The following is an 18,404-nucleotide window of genomic DNA, read 5'->3' on the forward strand; positions in this document are numbered from 1 at the left end:
TCCCTTTGCGTTCGGCTCGAACGCCCGCGCTCCCGGACCGGACCTGACCGCACCCCGCCTCCGCCGGACCGCGCCCCGGACTGCCACGACCGCACCCGCGGACGGGATTCACCGCGTCTCCTCCCCGACACGACCGCGCCCCCGTCCGGCTCGGTCACCACGAGGGTGGCCGTGTCGAACGGGGGCGGTCTGCTGCCGGGGCGGCGGCAGGGCCGGGCGGAGAGGTTCGGCGCTCCGGGTCCGCCGGCGGGATGAGGGCGCCCAGACGCGGGACGCCGCGCCCAGACGCGGGACGCCGCGCCCAGACGCGGGACGCCGCGCCCAGACGCGGGACGCCGCGCCCAGACGCGGGACGCCGCGCCCAGACGCGGGACGCGGCGCCTAGACGCGGGACGCGGCGCGGCCGCGGCGGTAGAGCATGGCCCCGCCGATGAGCAGTGCGGTACCGGCCGCCGAGGCGCTGAGGATGCCGTCGCTGCCGGTCTGGGCCAGGCTCGGGGCCTCGGGCTCCTTCTCCTCGGCCGGGGGCGCGACGATGTCCGTCGTCGGCGGCTTCTTGGTGGTCGGCGGGGTCTTGGTCTTCTTCTCCGGCTTGTCCGGAGTGGAGACGCTGTTCTCGCAGTAGCTCTCGTACGCGCTGTTGAAGATGCCCACGACGTCGAGGTTGTTGCCGCAGGCGTTCACCGGGGCGTGGACCGGAAGCTGGATCAGGTTGCCGGAGAGAAAACCGGGCGAGCCCTCGGCGCTGCCCACCGCCTGCGGACCACCCTTGTGCGAGTGCGAGTGGTTGACGCAGGTGTTGTCGTCGGTCTCGTTGAACAGTCCGCCGCCCGCGAGGTTGTTGCCGCAGACGTTCACCGGCGCCTCAATCGGCACCTGGACGTTGTTGCCGGAGCCGAAACCGGGCGAGCCCTTGGCGATGCCCTCCGCCTGCGCACCGCCGCCGGAGCCGCCCTTGGTGGCGGACCTCGTGGAGGCGGCGCCGGACGCCGAGGTGGAGGAGGAGTCAGCGGCGGCGGACTTCTTCTTGCCGTCCGAGGTGTTGGCGCACACGTTGCCGGCCGCTTCGTTGAGCGCGCCGACCGCGCCGACGGTGTTGCCGCATACGTTCACCGGCGCCTCAACCGGCACCTGGAGGTTGTTCCCGGACAGCGCGCCGGGAGAGTTCTCGGCGGCTCCCTCCGCCTGCGAGTCGGCGAGGGCCGGGGCAGCGTAGAGGGACAGAATGCCCGTGGCGGCGGCCGCCGCGAACACTCCCCTGCTCAGGGTCTGTCGCAATGTCGTTGTCTTCCTGCTTGAAGAATTGGGAAAGCCGGCCTTTGCGAGGAGACCGACATCCGGAGGTCGGCCTTCTCTTGGCGTCGCATGCCCTACTCCTTCATCAACCCGGTGCGCAGGGATCGGTTGCGCAGGTTCACCCGGATGGCCCGCACCGGTTGCGGGCGGCGTGCAGCAGGTGCAGGCGCCGCCGGTGCCCCATCGTGATGCGCGGGCGTACAACCCCGCGCGGACGCCGGCTGTCTGTACGCGCTGGAGGGAGGAGCCTTCGGTGCCCTTCCGTACAGCGATTGGGGATCAGATGGGAAAGCAGGTCTGGAGAGTCCTCGTGGCCGGTGGTGCGGCGGCGGTGTTCACGGCCGTGGCCGCGGTGCCGGCCGGGGCGGCCGAGGGCGGGGTCTCGTTCACCCGCGTCCAGGTGAACGGCGGCAAGCCGATCGTGATCGGGGTGTCGAACGAGGTCGCGGTGCCCGCCTCCTTCCGGATGACGACCACGCGCCAGTGGAAGTGGCCGGCGGTGTACCTGTACCGCGGCGGTGCGGGCATGGGTGAGCGGCTGTGGCACGCCATCGAGACGAGCGACTGCGTCCAGGTGGGCCCGGGCGTCTGCGACTTCGACGAGACGATGTCCTTCGACCCGAGCGTGTGGGAGATGCACAACAGCGAGGCCGGGGCCTGGAAGGTCGGGGCCGAGGTCTACTTCAAGGGCGGCGGTGGTGACACCGACGACGAGGGCCTGACGGTCCACGTGAAGCGCAACTCCCGCCTGACCGTCAACGCCTCCCCCGAACCGGTGGCCAAGGGCGCGACCATCACCGTGACCGGAAAGGTCACACGGGCCGACTGGCAGACCAGGAAGTACGTCTCCTACGGAGGCCGCAAGGTGAGCCTGCAGTTCAAGCCCGCCGGCGCCGCCTCCTACACCACGGTGAAGAAGGTGTACGCGAACGCCTCCGGTGCTCTCCGGACCACCGTGAAGGCCTCCACGACGGGTACGTGGCGCTGGGTGTACTACGGCAACACCACGACCGGGCCGTCGACGTCCTCCGGGGACAACGTCGTGGTGAAGTGACCGCCCAGGGGGTGTCCTCCTAGGACACCACGTCCTTGCGGGCGAAGCCGCGGAAGGCGGCGGCGAACAGGACCAGGGCGTACGCCACGGAGATCGCGGCGCCCTGGATCATCCCGGACCACTCGGGTGTGGGCTGGACCGCGTCGATCCAGGCGAACTGCCAGTGCGCGGGCAGGAAGTCCCGCCAGTGGCCGAGCGCGGTGACCGCGTCCAGCACATTGCCGGCGATGGTCAGTCCGACCGCCCCGCCGACCGCGCCCAGCGGGGCGTCGGTGCGGGTCGACAGCCAGAACGCCAGGCCCGCCGTGACCAGCTGGGAGACGAACAGGTACGCCACGACCACCACGAGCCGCTGGGCCGCCGTGCCCGCGTCCAGCGCACCGCCGGTGGGCAGCCGCAGGGAGCCCCAGCCGTACACGGCGGTGCCGACGGCGAGGGCGACCAGCGGCAGCAGCACCATCGCGGCGAGGCTGAGCCCCAGTCCGACGATCAGCTTGGACCACAGCAGCCGCATCCGGGGCACGGGCGCGGCCAGCAGATAGCGCAGGGAGGACCAGCTCGCCTCCGAGGCCACCGTGTCCCCGCAGAACAGCGCGACGGGGATGACCAGCAGGAAGCCCGCGGAGACGAACAGGTTCACGGCGGCGAAGTTGGCGCCGGAGGCGGTGGCCGTGTCCATCAGCGTGACCCGGTCGTTGCGGCCTCCCGGCTCGCCGCCGATCGCGAAGGCGATGGCCAGCACGAACGGCAGGGCGGCGAGGACCGAGTACATCACCAGTGTCCGGCGGCGTTTGAGCTGGCGGACCAGCTCCACCCGCAGGGGCAGGGTGCGGCCGGCCCGGTAGCCGGCGGCCTCGGGGTGTCCGGTGAGCGTGCTGCTGCTCATGCCGAGCCTCCGATCAGGGTGAGGAAGGCGTCCTCCAGGCGGCGGTGGGGGCCGACGGAGTGCACGGGCACCTCCAGGCGTACGAGTTCGGCGACCAGGCGCTGCGCGCTGCCGCCGGCGTCGAGGCGGACCAGCAGTCCGTCGTCGGTGCGCACCGCGGAGGCCACGCCGGGCAGGGCGGCGACCTTCTCGACGACGGCGTCCTCGACGGCCGTGGCCGTGCCGACGAGCAGCGTCTCGCCCGAGCCGGTGATCTCGCCGACGGGGCCGGCCTGGACGAGCCGGCCGCGGTCCATCACCACCAGATGGGTGCAGGTCTGCTCGACCTCCGCCAGCAGATGGCTGGAGACGATGACGGTGCGCCCGGCGGCGGCGTAACGGATCAGCACCTCGCGCATCTCGCGGATCTGGGGCGGGTCCAGTCCGTTGGCCGGTTCGTCGAGGATGAGCAGATCGGGCAGGCCGAGCATGGCCTGGGCGATGGCGAGCCGCTGCCGCATGCCCTGGGAGTAGGTGCGCACCGCGCGGGCGAGGGCATCGCCGAGTCCGGCGATCCGCAGGGCCTCGTCGAGGTGGGCGTCCTCGGGCGGGCGGCCGGTGGCCTTCCAGTACAGCTCGAGGTTCTCCCGGCCGGACAGATGCGGCAGGAAGCCGGCGCCCTCGACGAACGCGCCGACCCGGGAGAGCACCGGGGCGCCGGGGCGGATGGCATGGCCGAAGACCCGGATCTCGCCGGCGTCCGGCTGGATGAGGCCCATCAGCATGCGCAGAGTGGTGGTCTTGCCGGCGCCGTTGGGTCCGAGCAGGCCGAGCACCTGGCCGCGTTCGACGCGGAAGGAGAGGTCCTGGACGGCGTACCGGTCGGCGGAGCCGGCGTAGCGCTTGCTCAGGCCGGTGATCTGCAGCGGCACGTCGGCGAGTGCGGGGTCGGGGGCGCCGGCCCCGCTGCCGGTGGTGGTGCGGCGGCGGCCGGTGAGGATCAGGGCGAGGGCGACCGCGGCGGCGGTGAGCGGCAGCCACCACACCCAGGACGGCAGGGGTGCCGCGGCGGTGCTGACACCGGGCGCGGTGGGCACCGTGAGGTCGCTCTTCAGGGCGACGGTGTACTTCGCTGGGGCGGCCGGGGAGGCGTAGGCGAGGTCGGTGGAGGCGAGGACCAGGCGCAGGCGGTGGCCCCGCTCGACCTCGTGGTCGATGGCCGGGAGGGTGAGCCGGACGTCCTTGCCGTCCTTGGCGTTCTGGACCCGGACGGGTGTGACCAGCTGGGAGGGCAGCACCTGCTGCCGTCCGTCCGGGCCGACATCGTAGACCTTGGCGAACAGGACGGCGTCCTCGCTGGAGGAGGTGACGTGAACGGTGGCCGTCGGTGAGCCGGTGATGCGCAGGTCCTTGCGGAGCGGGGCGGAGTCGAAGCGGGCGTGCTGGCCGGGGAAGTCCAGGGAGACGCCGACGCCGAGGGAGGAGAGCTGGGACAGCCCGCCGGACCCGCCGAGTCCGGGGAGGGCGGAGACGGCGGGCGGGCCGGCGCCGGCCGGGTTGTCGAAGGTCTGCTCGGGTCCGGTGAGCGGGATCTCGCGCGGCCCGCTGTGCAGGCCGGGGTAGCGGTCGGCGCTCGCGCCGCGCAACTGGGCCTCCCCGTCGGTGGAGTCGACGCCTCCGGTGCGGGTGACGCGGAAGGCGGGTCCGGTGTCCGCGCTCTTGTCGCCCTTGAGGTGCCGGTCGAACCAGGCCCGCACGCGGCCCTCCACCCGGGCGGTCTCCATGTCGCCGCCGTCGTGCCCGCCCGCGATCCAGTCGACGTCCACGGGGGCGCCGTTGCGGCGGACGGCCGTGGCCGTGGCGTCGGACTGGCCGAGCGGGAAGAGCGAGTCGGACTGGCCCTGCACCAGGAGGGTGGGCACGTCGATGCGGTCGGCGACCGCGGACGGCGAGCGCCTCTCCAGCAGGCGGCGGGCCTCGGCATCGGGCGTGCCGGACTCGGCGACCCGCTGATACATCCGGCACAGCTCGGGCTCGAACCGGTCGCAGCCGCCGCCGGCGCTGACGAAGAGGCTCGCCCACAGCTTCTTCAGCACGCCGTTCGGGAACAGCGCGTCGGCGAGGTCGTAGTAGGTGAGGGACGGGGCGAGGGCGTCGATCCGGTCGTCGTGCCCGGCGGTGAGCAGGGAGACGGCACCGGCGTAGGAGGCGCCGGCCATGCCGACGCGGGGGTCGCCGGGCTTGTCCAGGCGGACCTCCGGCTGCTTCGCCAGCCAGTCGACCAGCCGGGAGGCGTCGGCGACCTCGCCCTTCGGGTCGTTCAGCCCGATCTTCCCGGTGGACCGGCCGAAGCCGCGCGCGGACCAGGTGAGCACCGCGTATCCCTCGCGGGCGAGGGCCTCGGCCTGCTTGCGCACATCGTTCTTGCTGCCGCCGAAGCCGTGCCCGAGCAGCACGGCGGGGCGGCGGCCGGCCGGCCCCGCGGTGAAGTACGAGGTGTCGATGCGCACCCCGTCGCCCATCGTCATGACCCGGTCGGCGCGCCGGACGGCGGGCGGCTCGTCCGAGGCGACCGCGCCGTAGGTGCCGGCTCCGGCGAGTACGACGACGGCGGCCCCGGCGGCGAGGGCCCCTCGGGGCCGCAGCGACCGGAACCACCGCAGGCCGGGCAGTCGAAGATCCATGCGACCACGGTACGGGGTGAACCGCCCGTCCCCCTGCCGCCCGGAGACCGAACCTCGTCACCTCCCGCTGGTGTACCTACCGGTCCCCGCATACCGCGCCCGTTGTACGCCGGGGCCGGCCCGGCTCCCGCGTCGGGCGCGTCACACAGACACTTGGGGTGACATGCACGCAGGCATGTGCGGAGTTATGTACGCATTGTCTTCGTGCCGGGCGGGCGGGAATCGCGGCGGAGGCGGGCGAAAGGCCGGGGCCGCCCGGAGAAACGGGCGGCCCCGTGAGGGTGTGCGGCGAAGGCGCACGAGGGGGTGCTCAGTGGTTGCGCGGGAAGCCCAGGTCGACGCCGGCGGGGATGTCGGCGGGGTCGGGCCAGCGGGTGGTGACGACCTTGCCGCGGGTGTAGAAGTGCGTGCCGTCGTTGCCGTAGATGTGGTGGTCGCCGAAGAGGGAGTCCTTCCAGCCGCCGAAGGAGTGGTAGCCCACGGGGACCGGGATCGGGACGTTGACGCCGACCATGCCGGCCTCGACCTCCAGCTGGAAGCGGCGGGCCGCGCCGCCGTCCCGGGTGAAGATCGCGGTGCCGTTGCCGAACGGCGAGGAGTTGATGAGCTCCAGGGCCTCCTCGTAGGTCTCGGTGCGCAGCACGCACAGCACCGGGCCGAAGATCTCGTCCTGGTAGGCCTTGGCCGAGGTCGGCACCTTGTCGAGGAGGGAGATGCCGATCCAGTGGCCGTTCTCGTAGCCGTCCACGGTGAAGCCGGTGCCGTCCAGGACGACCTCGCAGCCCTCGGCGGCGGCGTTCTCCACGTAGGAGGCGACCTTGTCGCGGTGGGCCTTGGTGATCAGCGGGCCCATCTCGGAGGTCGGGTCGTTGCCGGGGCCGATCTTGATCTTCTCGGCGCGCTCGCGGATCTTCTCCACCAGCTCGTCGCCGATCGAGCCGACCGCGACGACCGCGGAGATCGCCATGCAGCGCTCGCCGGCCGAGCCGTAGGCGGCGGAGACGGCGGCGTCGGCGGCCGCGTCCAGGTCGGCGTCCGGGAGCACCAGCATGTGGTTCTTGGCGCCGCCGAGGGCCTGCACGCGCTTGCCGTTGGCGGAGGCGGTGGTGTGGATGTAGCGGGCGATGGGCGTGGAGCCGACGAAGGAGACGGCCTTGACGTCGGGGTGCTCCAGGAGGCGGTCGACGGCCACCTTGTCGCCGTGGACGATGTTGAACACGCCGTCGGGCAGGCCGGCCTCGGACAGCAGCTCGGCGAGGCGGACGGAGGCCGAGGGGTCCTTCTCGCTGGGCTTCAGCACGAAGGTGTTGCCGCAGGCGATGGCGATGGGGAACATCCACATCGGCACCATCGCCGGGAAGTTGAACGGGGTGATGCCGGCGACCACGCCCAGCGGCTGCCGGATGGAGGCCACGTCGACGCGGTTGGCGACCTGGGTGGACAGCTCGCCCTTGAGCTGGACGTTGATGCCGCAGGCCAGGTCGACGATCTCCAGGCCGCGCGCGACCTCACCGAGGGCGTCGGAGTGCACCTTGCCGTGCTCGGCGGTGATCAGCTCGGCGATCTCGTCGCGGTGCTGGTCGAGCAGGGCGCGGAAGCGGAAGAGGATGGTGGTGCGCTGCGCGAGCGAGGTCTGGCTCCAGCTCGGGAACGCCTCCTTGGCGGCGGCTACCGCGGCGTCCACCTCCTCCACGGAGGCGAAGGCGACCTTGGTGGTGACCTCCCCGGTGGCGGGGTTCGTCACCGGACCGTAGGTACCCGAGGCGCCCTCGGCGGTCTTGCCGCCGATCCAGTGGTTGACGATCTTCGTCATGACCGAGTACTCCTTCACAGATGGCGGCGTCGGGTGGAGACGTGCCGTTCGTACAGCTCACGTGCCTTGACCGCGGACGCGCGGGTCGCGGTCTCGGCCACAGGTACATCCCACCAGGCCTGCGCCGGAGGCGCGCCCGACACAGTGTCGGTCGTTTGGGTCTCCACGTAGACACATGTGGGAGTGTCGGCGGCCCGCGCCTCGGCGAGTGCCCCGCGCAGCCCGTCGACAGTCCTGGCGCGCAGCACCCGCATGCCGAGGCTGGCCGCGTTGGCGGCGAGATCGACCGGCAGCGGCGGCCCGGTGTGGCCGCCGTCGGCGGACGGGAAGCGGTACGCGGTGCCGAACCGCTCGCCGCCGACCGAATCGGACAGGGCGCCGATGGAGGCGTAGCCGTGGTTCTGCAGGATCACGACCTTGATCGCGATCCCCTCCTGCACGGCGGTGACGATCTCGGTGGGCATCATCAGATAGGTGCCGTCGCCGACGAGTGCCCACACCTGCCGCCCGGGTGCGGCGAGCTTCACCCCGATGGCGGCGGGGATCTCGTAGCCCATGCAGGAGTAGCCGTACTCCACGTGGTACTGGTCGCGGGAGCGGGCGCGCCAGAGCTTGTGCAGGTCGCCGGGGAGTGAACCGGCGGCGTTGATGACGATGTCGGTCTCGTCCACCAGGCTGTCCAGGACGCCGAGCACCTGCGGCTGGGTGGGCCGGACGTCGGGCTCGTCGGCCTCGTAGCAGGCGTCGACGCGCTGCTCCCAGCGTTCCTTGTCCTCGGTGTACTCGGCGGCGTAGGCGGCGGCGATCCGGTACCGGGGCCTGGTGAGTGCCTCGGTCAGCTGGGTCAGGGCGCTGCGGGCGTCCGCGATCAGCGGGAGTCCGGCGAGCTTGTGGCCGTCGAAGGCGGCGATGTTGAGGTTGAGGAAGCGGACGTCCGGGTTCTGGAAGAGGGTGCCGGAGGCGGTGGTGAAGTCGGTGTAGCGGGTGCCGACACCGATCACCAGGTCGGCGGCGCGGGCGAGTTCGCAGGCGGTGGCGGTGCCGGTGTGGCCGATGCCGCCGACGTCCTGGGGGTGGTCGTGGCGGAGGGAGCCCTTGCCTGCCTGGGTGGAGGCGACGGGGATGCCGGTGGCGGCGGCGAAGCCGGCGAGGGCCTCCTCGGCGCGGCTGTGGCGCACCCCGCCGCCGGCGACGAGCAGGGGGCGGCGGGCGGCGCGGATGGCGGTGACGGCCGCGGCCAGCTCGGCGGGGTCGGCGGCGGGGCGGCGCACGGTCCAGACGCGCTCGGCGAAGAACTCCTCGGGCCAGTCGTAGGCCTCGGCCTGCACGTCCTGCGGCAGGGCGAGGGTGACGGCGCCGGTCCCGGCGGGGTCGGTGAGCACGCGCATCGCGTTCAGCGCGGACGGGATCAGGGCCTCGGGGCGGGTGATCCGGTCGAAGTAGCGGGACACCGGGCGCAGGCAGTCGTTGACCGACACATCGCCGGCGTGCGGCACCTCCAGCTGCTGGAGCACCGGGTCGGCGGGGCGGGCGGCGAAGACGTCGCCGGGCAGGAGCAGCACCGGCAGGTGGTTGACGGTGGCGAGGGCGGCGCCGGTGACCAGGTTGGTCGCGCCGGGGCCTATGGAGGTGGTGACGGCGTGGGCGGAGAGCCGGTTGCACTGGCGGGCGTACCCGACGGCGGCGTGGACCATGGCCTGCTCGTTGCGGCCCTGGTGATATGGCATCACCTCCGCGTGCTCCAGCAGCGCCTGGCCGATCCCGGCGACATTGCCGTGGCCGAAGATGCCCCAGGTGGCCTCGATCAGCCTGCGCCGTTCACCGTCGCGCTCGGTGTACTGGGCGGCGAGGAAGCGGACGAGTGCCTGGGCGACCGTGAGCCGGGTGGTCGTGGTGTGCGCCGTCATCGGGTAACCCCCTGTGCTGTCGGCGTGGGCCGGACGAAAGCAGAACCGCGCCGAGGTATACGCGCGGCCGGCCCGCCGTGTTCGCCTGCGGCGGGCCGGCCGGGAGTCCGGTCGGGGAGTCCTCCGGCGCGGGGCCGAAGCGGGCGGGGAGTCTTCGCTCGCACTTCGCTCCTGCCAAAGCAAAGCGGCCTCCCGCGCCGGAGGTGATCGGTGCCGGGCGCGCGTCCCGTTCGTACGGCCCTTCCCCCGGTTTCTAGCCGGGCGACGCAGCGCTGTCAACATTTTGTCCAGACATACGGACCAGTTCTTGTCAGACGTGTCACAGACACCTCACCCGTGTCACACATGTCCGGCTTCAGCGGGGCCTTGGTCACACCCGCGCACAATCCCTTCCCCGGCCCCATCACGCATCGTTCACCGGGCACAACGCTTGGTGATCACCAGCGCAGCCCGGCTCCCCCTGACGGCCACCCCCGGCCGCCGCCGTGGTCTGCGCGGGGAGGTACGACGCATGACCGACAGAAGGCTGTGGTCCTACAAGGACATCGCTGCGCACATCAGGGTGCAGCCGGACACCGTGCGCTCCTACCGCAAGCACGGCCTGCTGCCGCCGCCCGACCATGTGGAAGGGGGCAAGCCCTACTGGTACGCGGACACCGTCCGGGCCTGGGTGGCGTCCCGGCCGGGCAACAGGGGGCGGAGGTGAGGGCCTGAGGGCCCGGCCCGACGCACAGGCGGCGGCTGCACCCCACCTCGAGCGGGTGGGGCGCAGCCGCCGCTCCTTGACTCAGGGGAGCCCGTGCCGTCAGCTCCGGCCGGCGTCCACCGTGTCGCGCCGGCCCTCGGACGGCTCGTCCGGCTGCTCGGCCGCGGGGGCCTCCTTCGTGCGCGGCGCCGACTCCCCCTCGCTCAGCCCGAACCGCTCGTGGAACCGCCGCAGCGGGCCCGGTGCCCACCAGGTGGCGCGGCCGGTGAGGCGCATCACCGACGGGACGAGCAGGCTGCGGACGATCATCGCGTCCATGAGGACGGCCAGCGCGATCCCGAGCCCCAGCATCTTGGTGTTGGTCACCCGGGAGGTGCCGATGGCGACCATGACCACCGCCAGGATGACCGCCGCCGCGGTGATCAGCCCGCCCGTGCGCTGCAGACCGTGCCGGACCGCCTGGTCGTGGTCGCCGGTCTTCTCGTACTCCTCCTTGATGCGGGAGAGCAGGAACACGCCATAGTCCATGGAGAGGCCGAAGGCCACGCAGAACATCAGCACCGGCAGGGTGGTCTCGATGGAGCCGGGGCTGGTGAAGCCCAGCAGGCCGGAGAGGTGGCCGTCCTGGAAGACCCAGACCACCGCCCCGAACATCGCGGTGAGGCTGAGCGCGTTGAGCACCACGGCCTGGATCGGTATCAGCACGCTGCCGGTGAGCAGGAAGACCAGCAGCAGGGTGACCAGGGCGATGAGGACGAGGGCGAGCGGCAGTTGCTCCGCGATGGCGTCCTTGGAGTCGACCAGGACGGCCGCCATGCCGGTCACCTTGGTGTCGAACGGGGCGTCCACCGCGCGCAGTTCGTCCACCAGCCGCTGGGCCGGGTCGTCCACGGCCTCCCCCTTGGGCAGCACGGTGAAGTAGGCCGAGTCGCCCTTCACCAGGGGCCCCTCGACCCGCAGCACCTCGGGCAGGGCGGCGACCCGCTCCTTGTAGGCGGCGTACTGCGCCTCGGTGGCGCGTCCCTCGGCGAGGACCTCCAGGCCGCCGCCGGGGCTGCCCGGGAAGCCGTCGCGGATGTGCTGCTGCACGATGTGCGACTCGGCACTGGAGGGCAGCTGGCGGTCGTCGGCGGTGCCGAACTTCACGCCCAGGAAGGGCAGTCCGAGCAGCACCAGCACGGCGGTGGTGCCCAGGGCGAAGAACGGGGCGCGCCGCATCACCACCCGGGCGGTGCGGCCCCAGACGGCGCCTTCCTCCACAGGGGCCGACTGAGCGGGCTTCTCCGGCGCGGCGTCCGCTGTCCGCTTTCCGCGTCCGCTCCGGAACAGGCGCCTGAGGTCGAGGGAGTTGACCCGGTGGCCGAGCAGCACCAGGGCGGCCGGGAGCAGGATCAGCGCGGCGGCAGCGGCCAGCAGCACCACCGCTATGCCGGCGTAGGCGAAGGAGCGCAGGAAGTACTGCGGGAAGAGCAGCATCGCGGCGAGGGACACGGCGACCGTGAGCGCGGAGAACAGCACCGTGCGGCCGGCCGTGCGCAGGGTGGCGCCCACGGCGGTCAGCGGGTCGCCGTCCGCGGCCAGCTCCTCGCGGAAGCGGCGGACGATGAACAGGGCGTAGTCGATGGCGAGACCGAGTCCGAGCGCGGTGGTCAGGTTCATCGCGAAGACCGACACATCGGTGAACTCGGTGAGGCCGCGCAGGACGGCGTTGGTGCCCAGGATGGCGACGACACCGATGCCGAGGGGCAGCAGGGCCGCGACGGCGCTGCCGAAGACCATCACCAGCAGGACCAGGGTCACGGGCAGGGCGATCATCTCGGCCCGCAGCAGGTCCTCCTGGATGATCGTCTGCATCTCCTGCCGCACCGCGACCGGGCCGCCGACGCTGACGTCCACCGGGCCGCTCTCGCCGCGGTAGGCGGGGGCTATGCGGTCCAGGGTCTCGTACATCGCGGTCTCGTCGCCCGTGATGCGGGCGGCGATCAGCGCCTCGTGGCCGTCCTCGGCGCGCAGCGCGGGCGAGCCCGTCCGCCAGTAGGAGCGGACGCCGGTCACGCCCTGCTCCCCGGCCAGGCGCTCGGCGAGCCGCCTGCCCTCTGCGGCCACGGCCGCGTCGTCCACCTGGGCCCTGCCCGCGTCGACGAGCAGCAGGACGTTGGGCTGGGAGTCGGGGAACTCGCGCTCCAGGGCCTTGGTGGCGTAGGTGGACTCGGCGTCCGGGTCCTCCCAGCCGCCGCTGCCCATGCGGTCGGCGACATCGCTGCCGGCCAGCACGGCGAGCACCGTGAGCACCAGGGCCGCCAGCAGCGACAGGCGGGGCCTGGCGGTGACGAGGCGCGTGAAGCCCCCGATCCTGGGCGGCTTGTTGACTTCGGTCATCCTGCGCTGTCCCCTTCACCATGCAGTCGCCATGCAGTCGCCATGCAGTGCAATCCGGCACGGCCACGGACGTGCAGGACCATGGCCATAGACTGGAAAACACGAGAGATCGCTCGCGTTTCATCAGAATGCGAGTGACCTCTCGCGTTTGTCAACGCTTACCGAGAACTGGGGACAACCACGTGCCCGCCAAGAGCGAGAGAACAGCGAAAGAAGCGAAAGAGCAGCCGCGCCGCCGTCAGGCGCGCGGCGAGCGGCGCATCGCCCAGCTGCTCGAGGCGGCGGCGTCCGTCTTCTGCACCACCGGCTACACCGCCGCCAGCACCAACGCCATCGCCCGCGAGGCCGGCGTCTCCCCGGGCACCCTGTACCAGTTCTTCCCGAACAAGGAAGCGATCGCCATCGAGCTGGGCGAGCGCCTGATGAGTGAGATGCGCCGGACCTACGGCGAGGCCCTCGCCCCGGTCGACCCCGCGACCCCGCTGGAGGAGGCGGTCGGGGCGGCCGTGGACCGCTTCATCGACTTCAACTGCCGCCACCCGGTCTTCTACACCCTGATGCACGGCTCGGACATCCCCGGCCGCATGGCCGAGGAGCACGACGCCCTGCACGCCACCCTGATCGGCCGGGTCGAGGCCCTGCTCACCCCGTTCCTGCCGGACACCCCGGCGGCGGACGTCCGGCGCACCGCCGAGGTGTGCGTGGGGATCTACAAGGCCGGCCTGGAACTGGTCCTCGCCCACGAGGGCGAGGAGCGCGAGGCCTATGTGCGCGAACTGAAGAACGTTCTCCTCCGGTACCTGGCCCCCCTGGTCGACTAATACCCCCTAGGGGTATAGTCTGGGCGGTGTCGGGGCCTCCGTGGCCCCCTCGACCCCACACGCCTCGACGAGGAGTAACGACATGACCACCCAGACCGACACCCAGGGAACCGTCACCACCGTCTACAAGGTGAGCGGGATGAGCTGCGGACACTGCGAGGGCGCGGTCTCCAGTGAGATCTCGGAGATCGCCGGCGTCAGCTCGGTCACGGCCACCGCCGCCACCGGCGAGGTCACCGTCGTCTCCGCGGCCCCGCTCGACGACGAGGCGGTGCGCGCGGCGGTCGACGAGGCCGGTTACGAGCTGGTCGGCAGGGCCTGAGCAGCCCGGCCGAGCCCGGCCAAGCCCGGCCGAGCCGGCCGGCAGCCACGCACCGCAGCCGATCAGCGCACCGCAGCCAGTCAGTGCACCGCAGCCGATCAGCGCACCGCAGCCGATCGGTGCACTGGCGCCGCACGCCGGCCCACCGGCACCCCCCGCCCCGGCGTTCACCTCGCACCGGAGTCCAGGACATGACCACCACCACCGCCGCCCCCGAGGACGTCCGCCCCGCGACGTCCGAGGTCGAGCTGCTCATCGGCGGGATGACCTGCGCCGCGTGCGCGGCCCGCATCGAGAAGAAGCTCAACCGGATGGACGGCGTCTCCGCCACGGTCAACTACGCGACGGAGAAGGCCCGGATCACCTACCCGGCGGACCTTGCGGTCGACGACCTGATCGCCACCGTGGTGAAGACCGGCTACACCGCCGAACTCCCGGCGCCCCCGCGGGAGGAGGAACAGCAGGCCCCGGACGAGGATCCGGAGCTGACCGCCCTGCGCCGGCGCCTGCTGGTCTCGGCGGTGCTCGCCCTTCCCGTCGTCCTGCTGGCGATGGTCTCGCCCCTGCAGTTCGACAACTGGCAGTGGCTCTCGCTCGCCCTGGCCTCGCCCGTGGTGGTCTGGGGCGGGCTGCCCTTCCACCGGGCCGCCTGGACCAACCTCCGGCACGGCGCGGCCACCATGGACACGCTGGTCTCGGTGGGCACGCTGGCGGCGTTCGGCTGGTCGCTGTGGGCGCTGTTCCTCGGCGACGCGGGCACGCCCGGCATGCGCCACCCCTTCGAGCTGACCGTCTCGCGCACCGACGGCGCCTCCACGATCTATCTGGAGGTCGCCGCCGGGGTCACCGCGTTCATCCTGCTCGGCCGCTATCTGGAGGCCCGCTCCAAGCGCCGCGCGGGAGCCGCCCTGCGGGCCCTGATGGAGCTGGGCGCCAAGGACGTGGCGGTGCTGCGCGACGGACGCGAGGTGCGGATACCTGCGCAGCGGCTGGCCGTGGGCGACCGGTTCGTGGTCCGGCCCGGCGAGAAGATCGCCACGGACGGCACGGTGGTCGAGGGGACCTCGGCCGTGGATGCGTCCATGCTGACCGGCGAGTCGGTCCCGGTGGACGTCACCGTGGGCGACACCGTCACCGGCGCCACGGTCAACGCGGGCGGCCGGCTGGTCGTCGAGGCCACCCGGGTCGGCGCCGACACCCAGCTCGCGCGGATGGCGCGGCTGGTCGAGGAGGCGCAGAACGGCAAGGCCGAGGTGCAGCGGCTGGCCGACCGGATCTCCGGCGTCTTCGTGCCCGTGGTGCTGCTGATCGCGGCCGGCACCTTCGGGCTGTGGCTCGGCTCCACCGGCGACACCGTGGCCGCCTTCACCGCGGCCGTCGCCGTGCTGATCATCGCCTGCCCGTGCGCCCTCGGGCTCGCCACCCCGACCGCGCTGATGGTCGGCACCGGCCGCGGCGCCCAGCTCGGCATCCTGATCAAGGGCCCGGAGGTGCTGGAGTCCACGCGCCGGGTCGACACGGTGGTGCTGGACAAGACCGGCACGGTCACCACCGGCCGGATGACGCTCCAGGCCGTGCACGCCGCCGAGGGCACCGAGGAGAACGAGGTGCTGCGCCTCGCGGGCGCCCTGGAGCACGCCTCCGAGCATCCCGTGGCACGGGCGATCGCCGCGGGCGCCGAGGAGCGCCTGGGCGCACTGCCGCCCGTCGAGCACTTCGAGAACGTCCCCGGCCGGGGCGTGCGCGGCCGGGTGGACGGCCGTGAGGTGACCGTGGGGCGGTTCCACGACGCCGGCGGCGCGCAGGGCGGCGCCCCGCTGCCGCCGGAGCTGGCCGGTGCCCGCGAGCGGGCCGAGCGGCAGGGCCGTACGGCCGTGGTCGTCACCTGGGACGGCGCGGCGCGCGGCGTGCTGGCCGTGGCGGACGCGGTCAAGGAGACCAGCGCCGAGGCGGTGCGCGAGCTGCGCGCCCTGGGCCTGACCCCGGTGCTGCTGACCGGCGACAACCGGACGGTCGCCGAGGCGGTGGCCCGCGAGACGGGCATCGACGAGGTGATCGCCGAGGTGCTGCCCGAGGACAAGGTCGCGGCCGTGCGCCGGCTCCAGGCCGAGGGCCGTACGGTCGCCATGGTCGGCGACGGCGTCAACGACGCGGCCGCGCTCGCCACCGCCGATCTGGGTCTGGCCATGGGCACCGGCACCGACGCGGCCATCGAGGCGGGCGATCTGACGCTGGTGCGCGGGGATCTGCGGGTGGCGGCGGACGCGATCCGGCTCTCCCGCAGGACACTCGCCACGATCAAGGGCAACCTGGTGTGGGCGTTCGGTTACAACGTGGCCGCGCTGCCGCTCGCGGCGGCCGGAATGCTGAATCCGATGATCGCCGGGGCGGCGATGGCGTTCTCGTCGGTGTTCGTGGTGACGAACAGCCTCCGCCTCCGCGCATTTCATTGAGGACTCAACTGATGAGTAACCCTGGAGTCCGGTAGGACACTCACATAAGCTCTTCACAAGGCTCGCGCATCATCCTTACGCTTGAGTCCCGCCAGCGGTATGCGGTCTCTTGCGTATTAAGCGGGTTGATGCAAGAGACGCAGATCACAGTGATGTGAACGTAACCATCGAAGGGGTTCGAAGGTCTAAGTTGGCGATGTCAGGCAGCGTCTTGGGGGGCGCTTCCTGACATCTGGGATTGTCTTGGGGGACTTTCCCAGAGATTGCGTTGCCGGGGCACGTACACACCGGGGAGCTTTGAGCGGCCCTCCCGACCGTGTGCTGTCCCGGCAGACCGCAGCGATTCAGGCGCTGTCCTCACAGACGCCCGGCCGGATCCCGTGGGGGGAATCCGCACCGGGACACGGGAAGGCGCCCTGGTCGTCGGCCCGTGGGGGGACTGGCGATCGGGGCGCCTTCTTCTCTCTCCCAGGATCTCCCGGGTTCTCCCCCGGGTTCCGGGTCCGGGGTCTGTGAGGCCGTCGCCCGCCTCGACGGCACACACTGTGGCCTGGCACAGAAAGGGGCGCGGGCAGCCGCGCGGCCTGCCTCACGGCGGCCCGCGGTCGCCCGCGCCCCTTCAGCGTTCACGCCCCGGGCGCACGGCCTCCTCGACGGGAGGTGCGCCAGCCTCCTCGACGGGAGGTGCGCCAGCCTTCTCGGCGGGAGGTGCGCACAGCCTCCTCTGCCAGGAGGTGCCGGCCTCCTCTGCCAGGAGGTGCCGGCCTCTCGGCCGGTGTCAGCGCTCCTCGACCGGGACGAAGTCCCGCAGCACCACGCCGGTGTAGATCTGGCGCGGGCGGCCGATGCGGGAGCCCGGCTCCTTGATCATCTCGTGCCACTGGGCGATCCAGCCCGGCAGGCGGCCGAGGGCGAACAGGACCGTGAACATCTCGGTCGGGAAGCCCATGGCCCGGTAGATCAGGCCGGTGTAGAAGTCGACGTTCGGGTAGAGGCTGCGCGAGACGAAGTAGTCGTCGGAGAGCGCGTGCTCCTCCAGCTTCAGCGCGATGTCCAGCAGCTCGTCGGACTTGCCGAGGGCGGACAGCACGTCGTGCGCGGCGGCCTTGATGATCTTGGCGCGCGGGTCGAAGTTCTTGTAGACCCGGTGGCCGAAGCCCATCAGGCGGACGCCGTCCTCCTTGTTCTTCACCTTGCGGATGAAGGCGTCGACGTCGCCGCCGCTGTCGCGGATGCCCTCCAGCATCTCCAGCACCGACTGGTTGGCGCCGCCGTGCAGCGGGCCCCACAGGGCGTTGATGCCGGCGGAGATGGAGGCGAACATGTTCGCCTGCGAGGAGCCGACCAGGCGGACCGTGGAGGTCGAGCAGTTCTGCTCGTGGTCCGCGTGCAGGATGAGCAGTTTGTCGAGCGCGGAGACCACGATCGGGTCGAGCTCGTACTCCTGGGCGGGGACCGAGAACGTCATGCGCAGGAAGTTCTCGACGTAGCCGAGGTCGTTGCGCGGGTAGACGAACGGGTGGCCGATCGACTTCTTGTACGCGTAGGCGGCGATCGTCGGGAGCTTGGCGAGCAGCCGGATCGTCGAGAGGTGACGCTGGGTCTCGTCGAACGGGTTGTGGCTGTCCTGGTAGAAGGTGGACAGCGCGGAGACCACCGACGACAGCATGGCCATCGGGTGGGCGTCGCGCGGGAAGCCCTTGTAGAAGTTCTTGACGTCCTCGTGCAGCAGGGTGTGCTGCGTGATCTCGTTCTTGAACGCCGAGAGCTGGTCGACGGTCGGCAGCTCGCCGTTGATCAGCAGGTAGGCGACCTCCAGGAAGGTGGAGCGCTCGGCCAGCTGCTCGATCGGGTAGCCGCGGTAACGGAGGATGCCCGCCTCACCGTCGAGGTAGGTGATGGCGGATTTATAGGCGGCGGTGTTGCCGTAGCCGCTGTCCAGCGTCACCAGACCGGTCTGGGCTCGGAGCTTCCCGATGTCGAAGCCCTTGTCGCCGACGGTGCTGTCGACCACCGGGTAGGTGTACTCACCGTCGCCGTACCGCAGTACTACAGAGTTGTCGCTCACGTCTTCCCTCACCGACGTAGTGCCTCATCTTCGAGG

Annotated in this window: 12 protein-coding genes and 1 pseudogene; 5 read left to right on the top strand and 8 right to left on the bottom strand. The window is 71.8% G+C overall.

Going from position 1 to position 18,404, the window contains the following annotated elements; all coding sequences use genetic code 11:
• Positions 1 to 381 precede the first annotated feature (381 nt).
• Complete coding sequence (locus ABD207_RS00200; protein ID WP_344008914.1) at positions 382 to 1,278, bottom strand: chaplin; 897 nt, start codon at positions 1,276 to 1,278, stop codon at positions 382 to 384.
• A 301-nt stretch (positions 1,279 to 1,579) separates the two neighbouring features.
• On the opposite strand from ABD207_RS00200, the gene ABD207_RS00205 reads away from it, so the two are divergent.
• The gene (locus ABD207_RS00205) at positions 1,580 to 2,350 is read left to right on the top strand and encodes a hypothetical protein (RefSeq protein ID WP_344008916.1); all 771 of its coding nucleotides are present in this window, start codon (positions 1,580 to 1,582) and stop codon (positions 2,348 to 2,350) included.
• Positions 2,351 to 2,369: 19 nt separating this feature from the next.
• On the opposite strand, the gene ABD207_RS00210 is transcribed toward ABD207_RS00205, so the two are convergent.
• The 5 genes and pseudogenes from ABD207_RS00210 to ABD207_RS00230 form a co-directional block, all read right to left on the bottom strand.
• On the bottom strand, positions 2,370 to 3,236 hold the full coding sequence (locus ABD207_RS00210) for an ABC transporter permease (protein WP_344008918.1): 867 nt from the start codon (positions 3,234 to 3,236) through the stop codon (positions 2,370 to 2,372).
• Positions 3,233 to 5,899 (bottom strand): alpha/beta fold hydrolase, encoded by a 2,667-nt coding sequence (locus ABD207_RS00215; protein ID WP_344008920.1) that lies wholly within the window; start codon positions 5,897 to 5,899, stop codon positions 3,233 to 3,235. Before ABD207_RS00215 ends, ABD207_RS00210 begins: the two co-directional genes overlap by 4 nt.
• Before the next feature lie 310 nt (positions 5,900 to 6,209).
• Positions 6,210 to 7,712 carry a CoA-acylating methylmalonate-semialdehyde dehydrogenase gene (gene mmsA, locus ABD207_RS00220; RefSeq protein WP_344008922.1) on the bottom strand — a complete coding sequence of 501 codons (1,503 nt, stop codon included), beginning with the start codon at positions 7,710 to 7,712 and terminating at the stop codon, positions 6,210 to 6,212.
• Positions 7,713 to 7,726: 14 nt separating this feature from the next.
• The gene (gene iolD, locus ABD207_RS00225; RefSeq protein WP_344008925.1) at positions 7,727 to 9,619 is read right to left on the bottom strand and encodes a 3D-(3,5/4)-trihydroxycyclohexane-1,2-dione acylhydrolase (decyclizing); all 1,893 of its coding nucleotides are present in this window, start codon (positions 9,617 to 9,619) and stop codon (positions 7,727 to 7,729) included.
• 121 nt (positions 9,620 to 9,740) lie between these two features.
• A pseudogene (locus tag ABD207_RS00230) lies at positions 9,741 to 9,848 on the bottom strand (5-deoxy-glucuronate isomerase); the annotation flags it as partial.
• Positions 9,849 to 10,130: 282 nt separating this feature from the next.
• On the opposite strand from ABD207_RS00230, the gene ABD207_RS00235 reads away from it, so the two are divergent.
• Entirely contained in the window at positions 10,131 to 10,325 is a 195-nt protein-coding gene (locus tag ABD207_RS00235) for a helix-turn-helix transcriptional regulator (RefSeq protein ID WP_344008927.1), read from the top strand.
• A gap of 99 nt (positions 10,326 to 10,424) precedes the next feature.
• Here ABD207_RS00235 and ABD207_RS00240 read toward each other — a convergent pair whose 3' ends face one another.
• Positions 10,425 to 12,704: an MMPL family transporter gene (locus ABD207_RS00240; RefSeq protein WP_344008929.1), complete on the bottom strand. Its 2,280-nt coding sequence runs from the start codon at positions 12,702 to 12,704 to the stop codon at positions 10,425 to 10,427.
• A gap of 128 nt (positions 12,705 to 12,832) precedes the next feature.
• Between ABD207_RS00240 and ABD207_RS00245 the strand changes: the two genes are divergently transcribed.
• The 3 genes from ABD207_RS00245 (at position 12,833) to ABD207_RS00255 (ending at position 16,300) form a co-directional block, all read left to right on the top strand.
• Positions 12,833 to 13,525 (top strand): TetR family transcriptional regulator, encoded by a 693-nt coding sequence (locus tag ABD207_RS00245; protein WP_425580601.1) that lies wholly within the window; start codon positions 12,833 to 12,835, stop codon positions 13,523 to 13,525.
• 82 nt (positions 13,526 to 13,607) lie between these two features.
• Positions 13,608 to 13,847: a heavy-metal-associated domain-containing protein gene (locus tag ABD207_RS00250; protein ID WP_344008933.1), complete on the top strand. Its 240-nt coding sequence runs from the start codon at positions 13,608 to 13,610 to the stop codon at positions 13,845 to 13,847.
• Positions 13,848 to 14,038: 191 nt separating this feature from the next.
• Positions 14,039 to 16,300, top strand: a complete 2,262-nt coding sequence (locus tag ABD207_RS00255) for a heavy metal translocating P-type ATPase (RefSeq protein WP_344008935.1) — start codon at positions 14,039 to 14,041, stop codon at positions 16,298 to 16,300.
• A gap of 778 nt (positions 16,301 to 17,078) precedes the next feature.
• Here the strand turns inward: ABD207_RS00255 and ABD207_RS00260 are convergent.
• The gene (locus tag ABD207_RS00260) at positions 17,079 to 18,368 is read right to left on the bottom strand and encodes a citrate synthase (protein ID WP_344008937.1); all 1,290 of its coding nucleotides are present in this window, start codon (positions 18,366 to 18,368) and stop codon (positions 17,079 to 17,081) included.
• Positions 18,369 to 18,404: the final 36 nt, after the last annotated feature.

The sequence above is a fragment of the Streptomyces thermospinosisporus genome (assembly GCF_039526425.1).
Lineage (GTDB): Bacteria > Actinomycetota > Actinomycetes > Streptomycetales > Streptomycetaceae > Streptomyces > Streptomyces thermocarboxydovorans.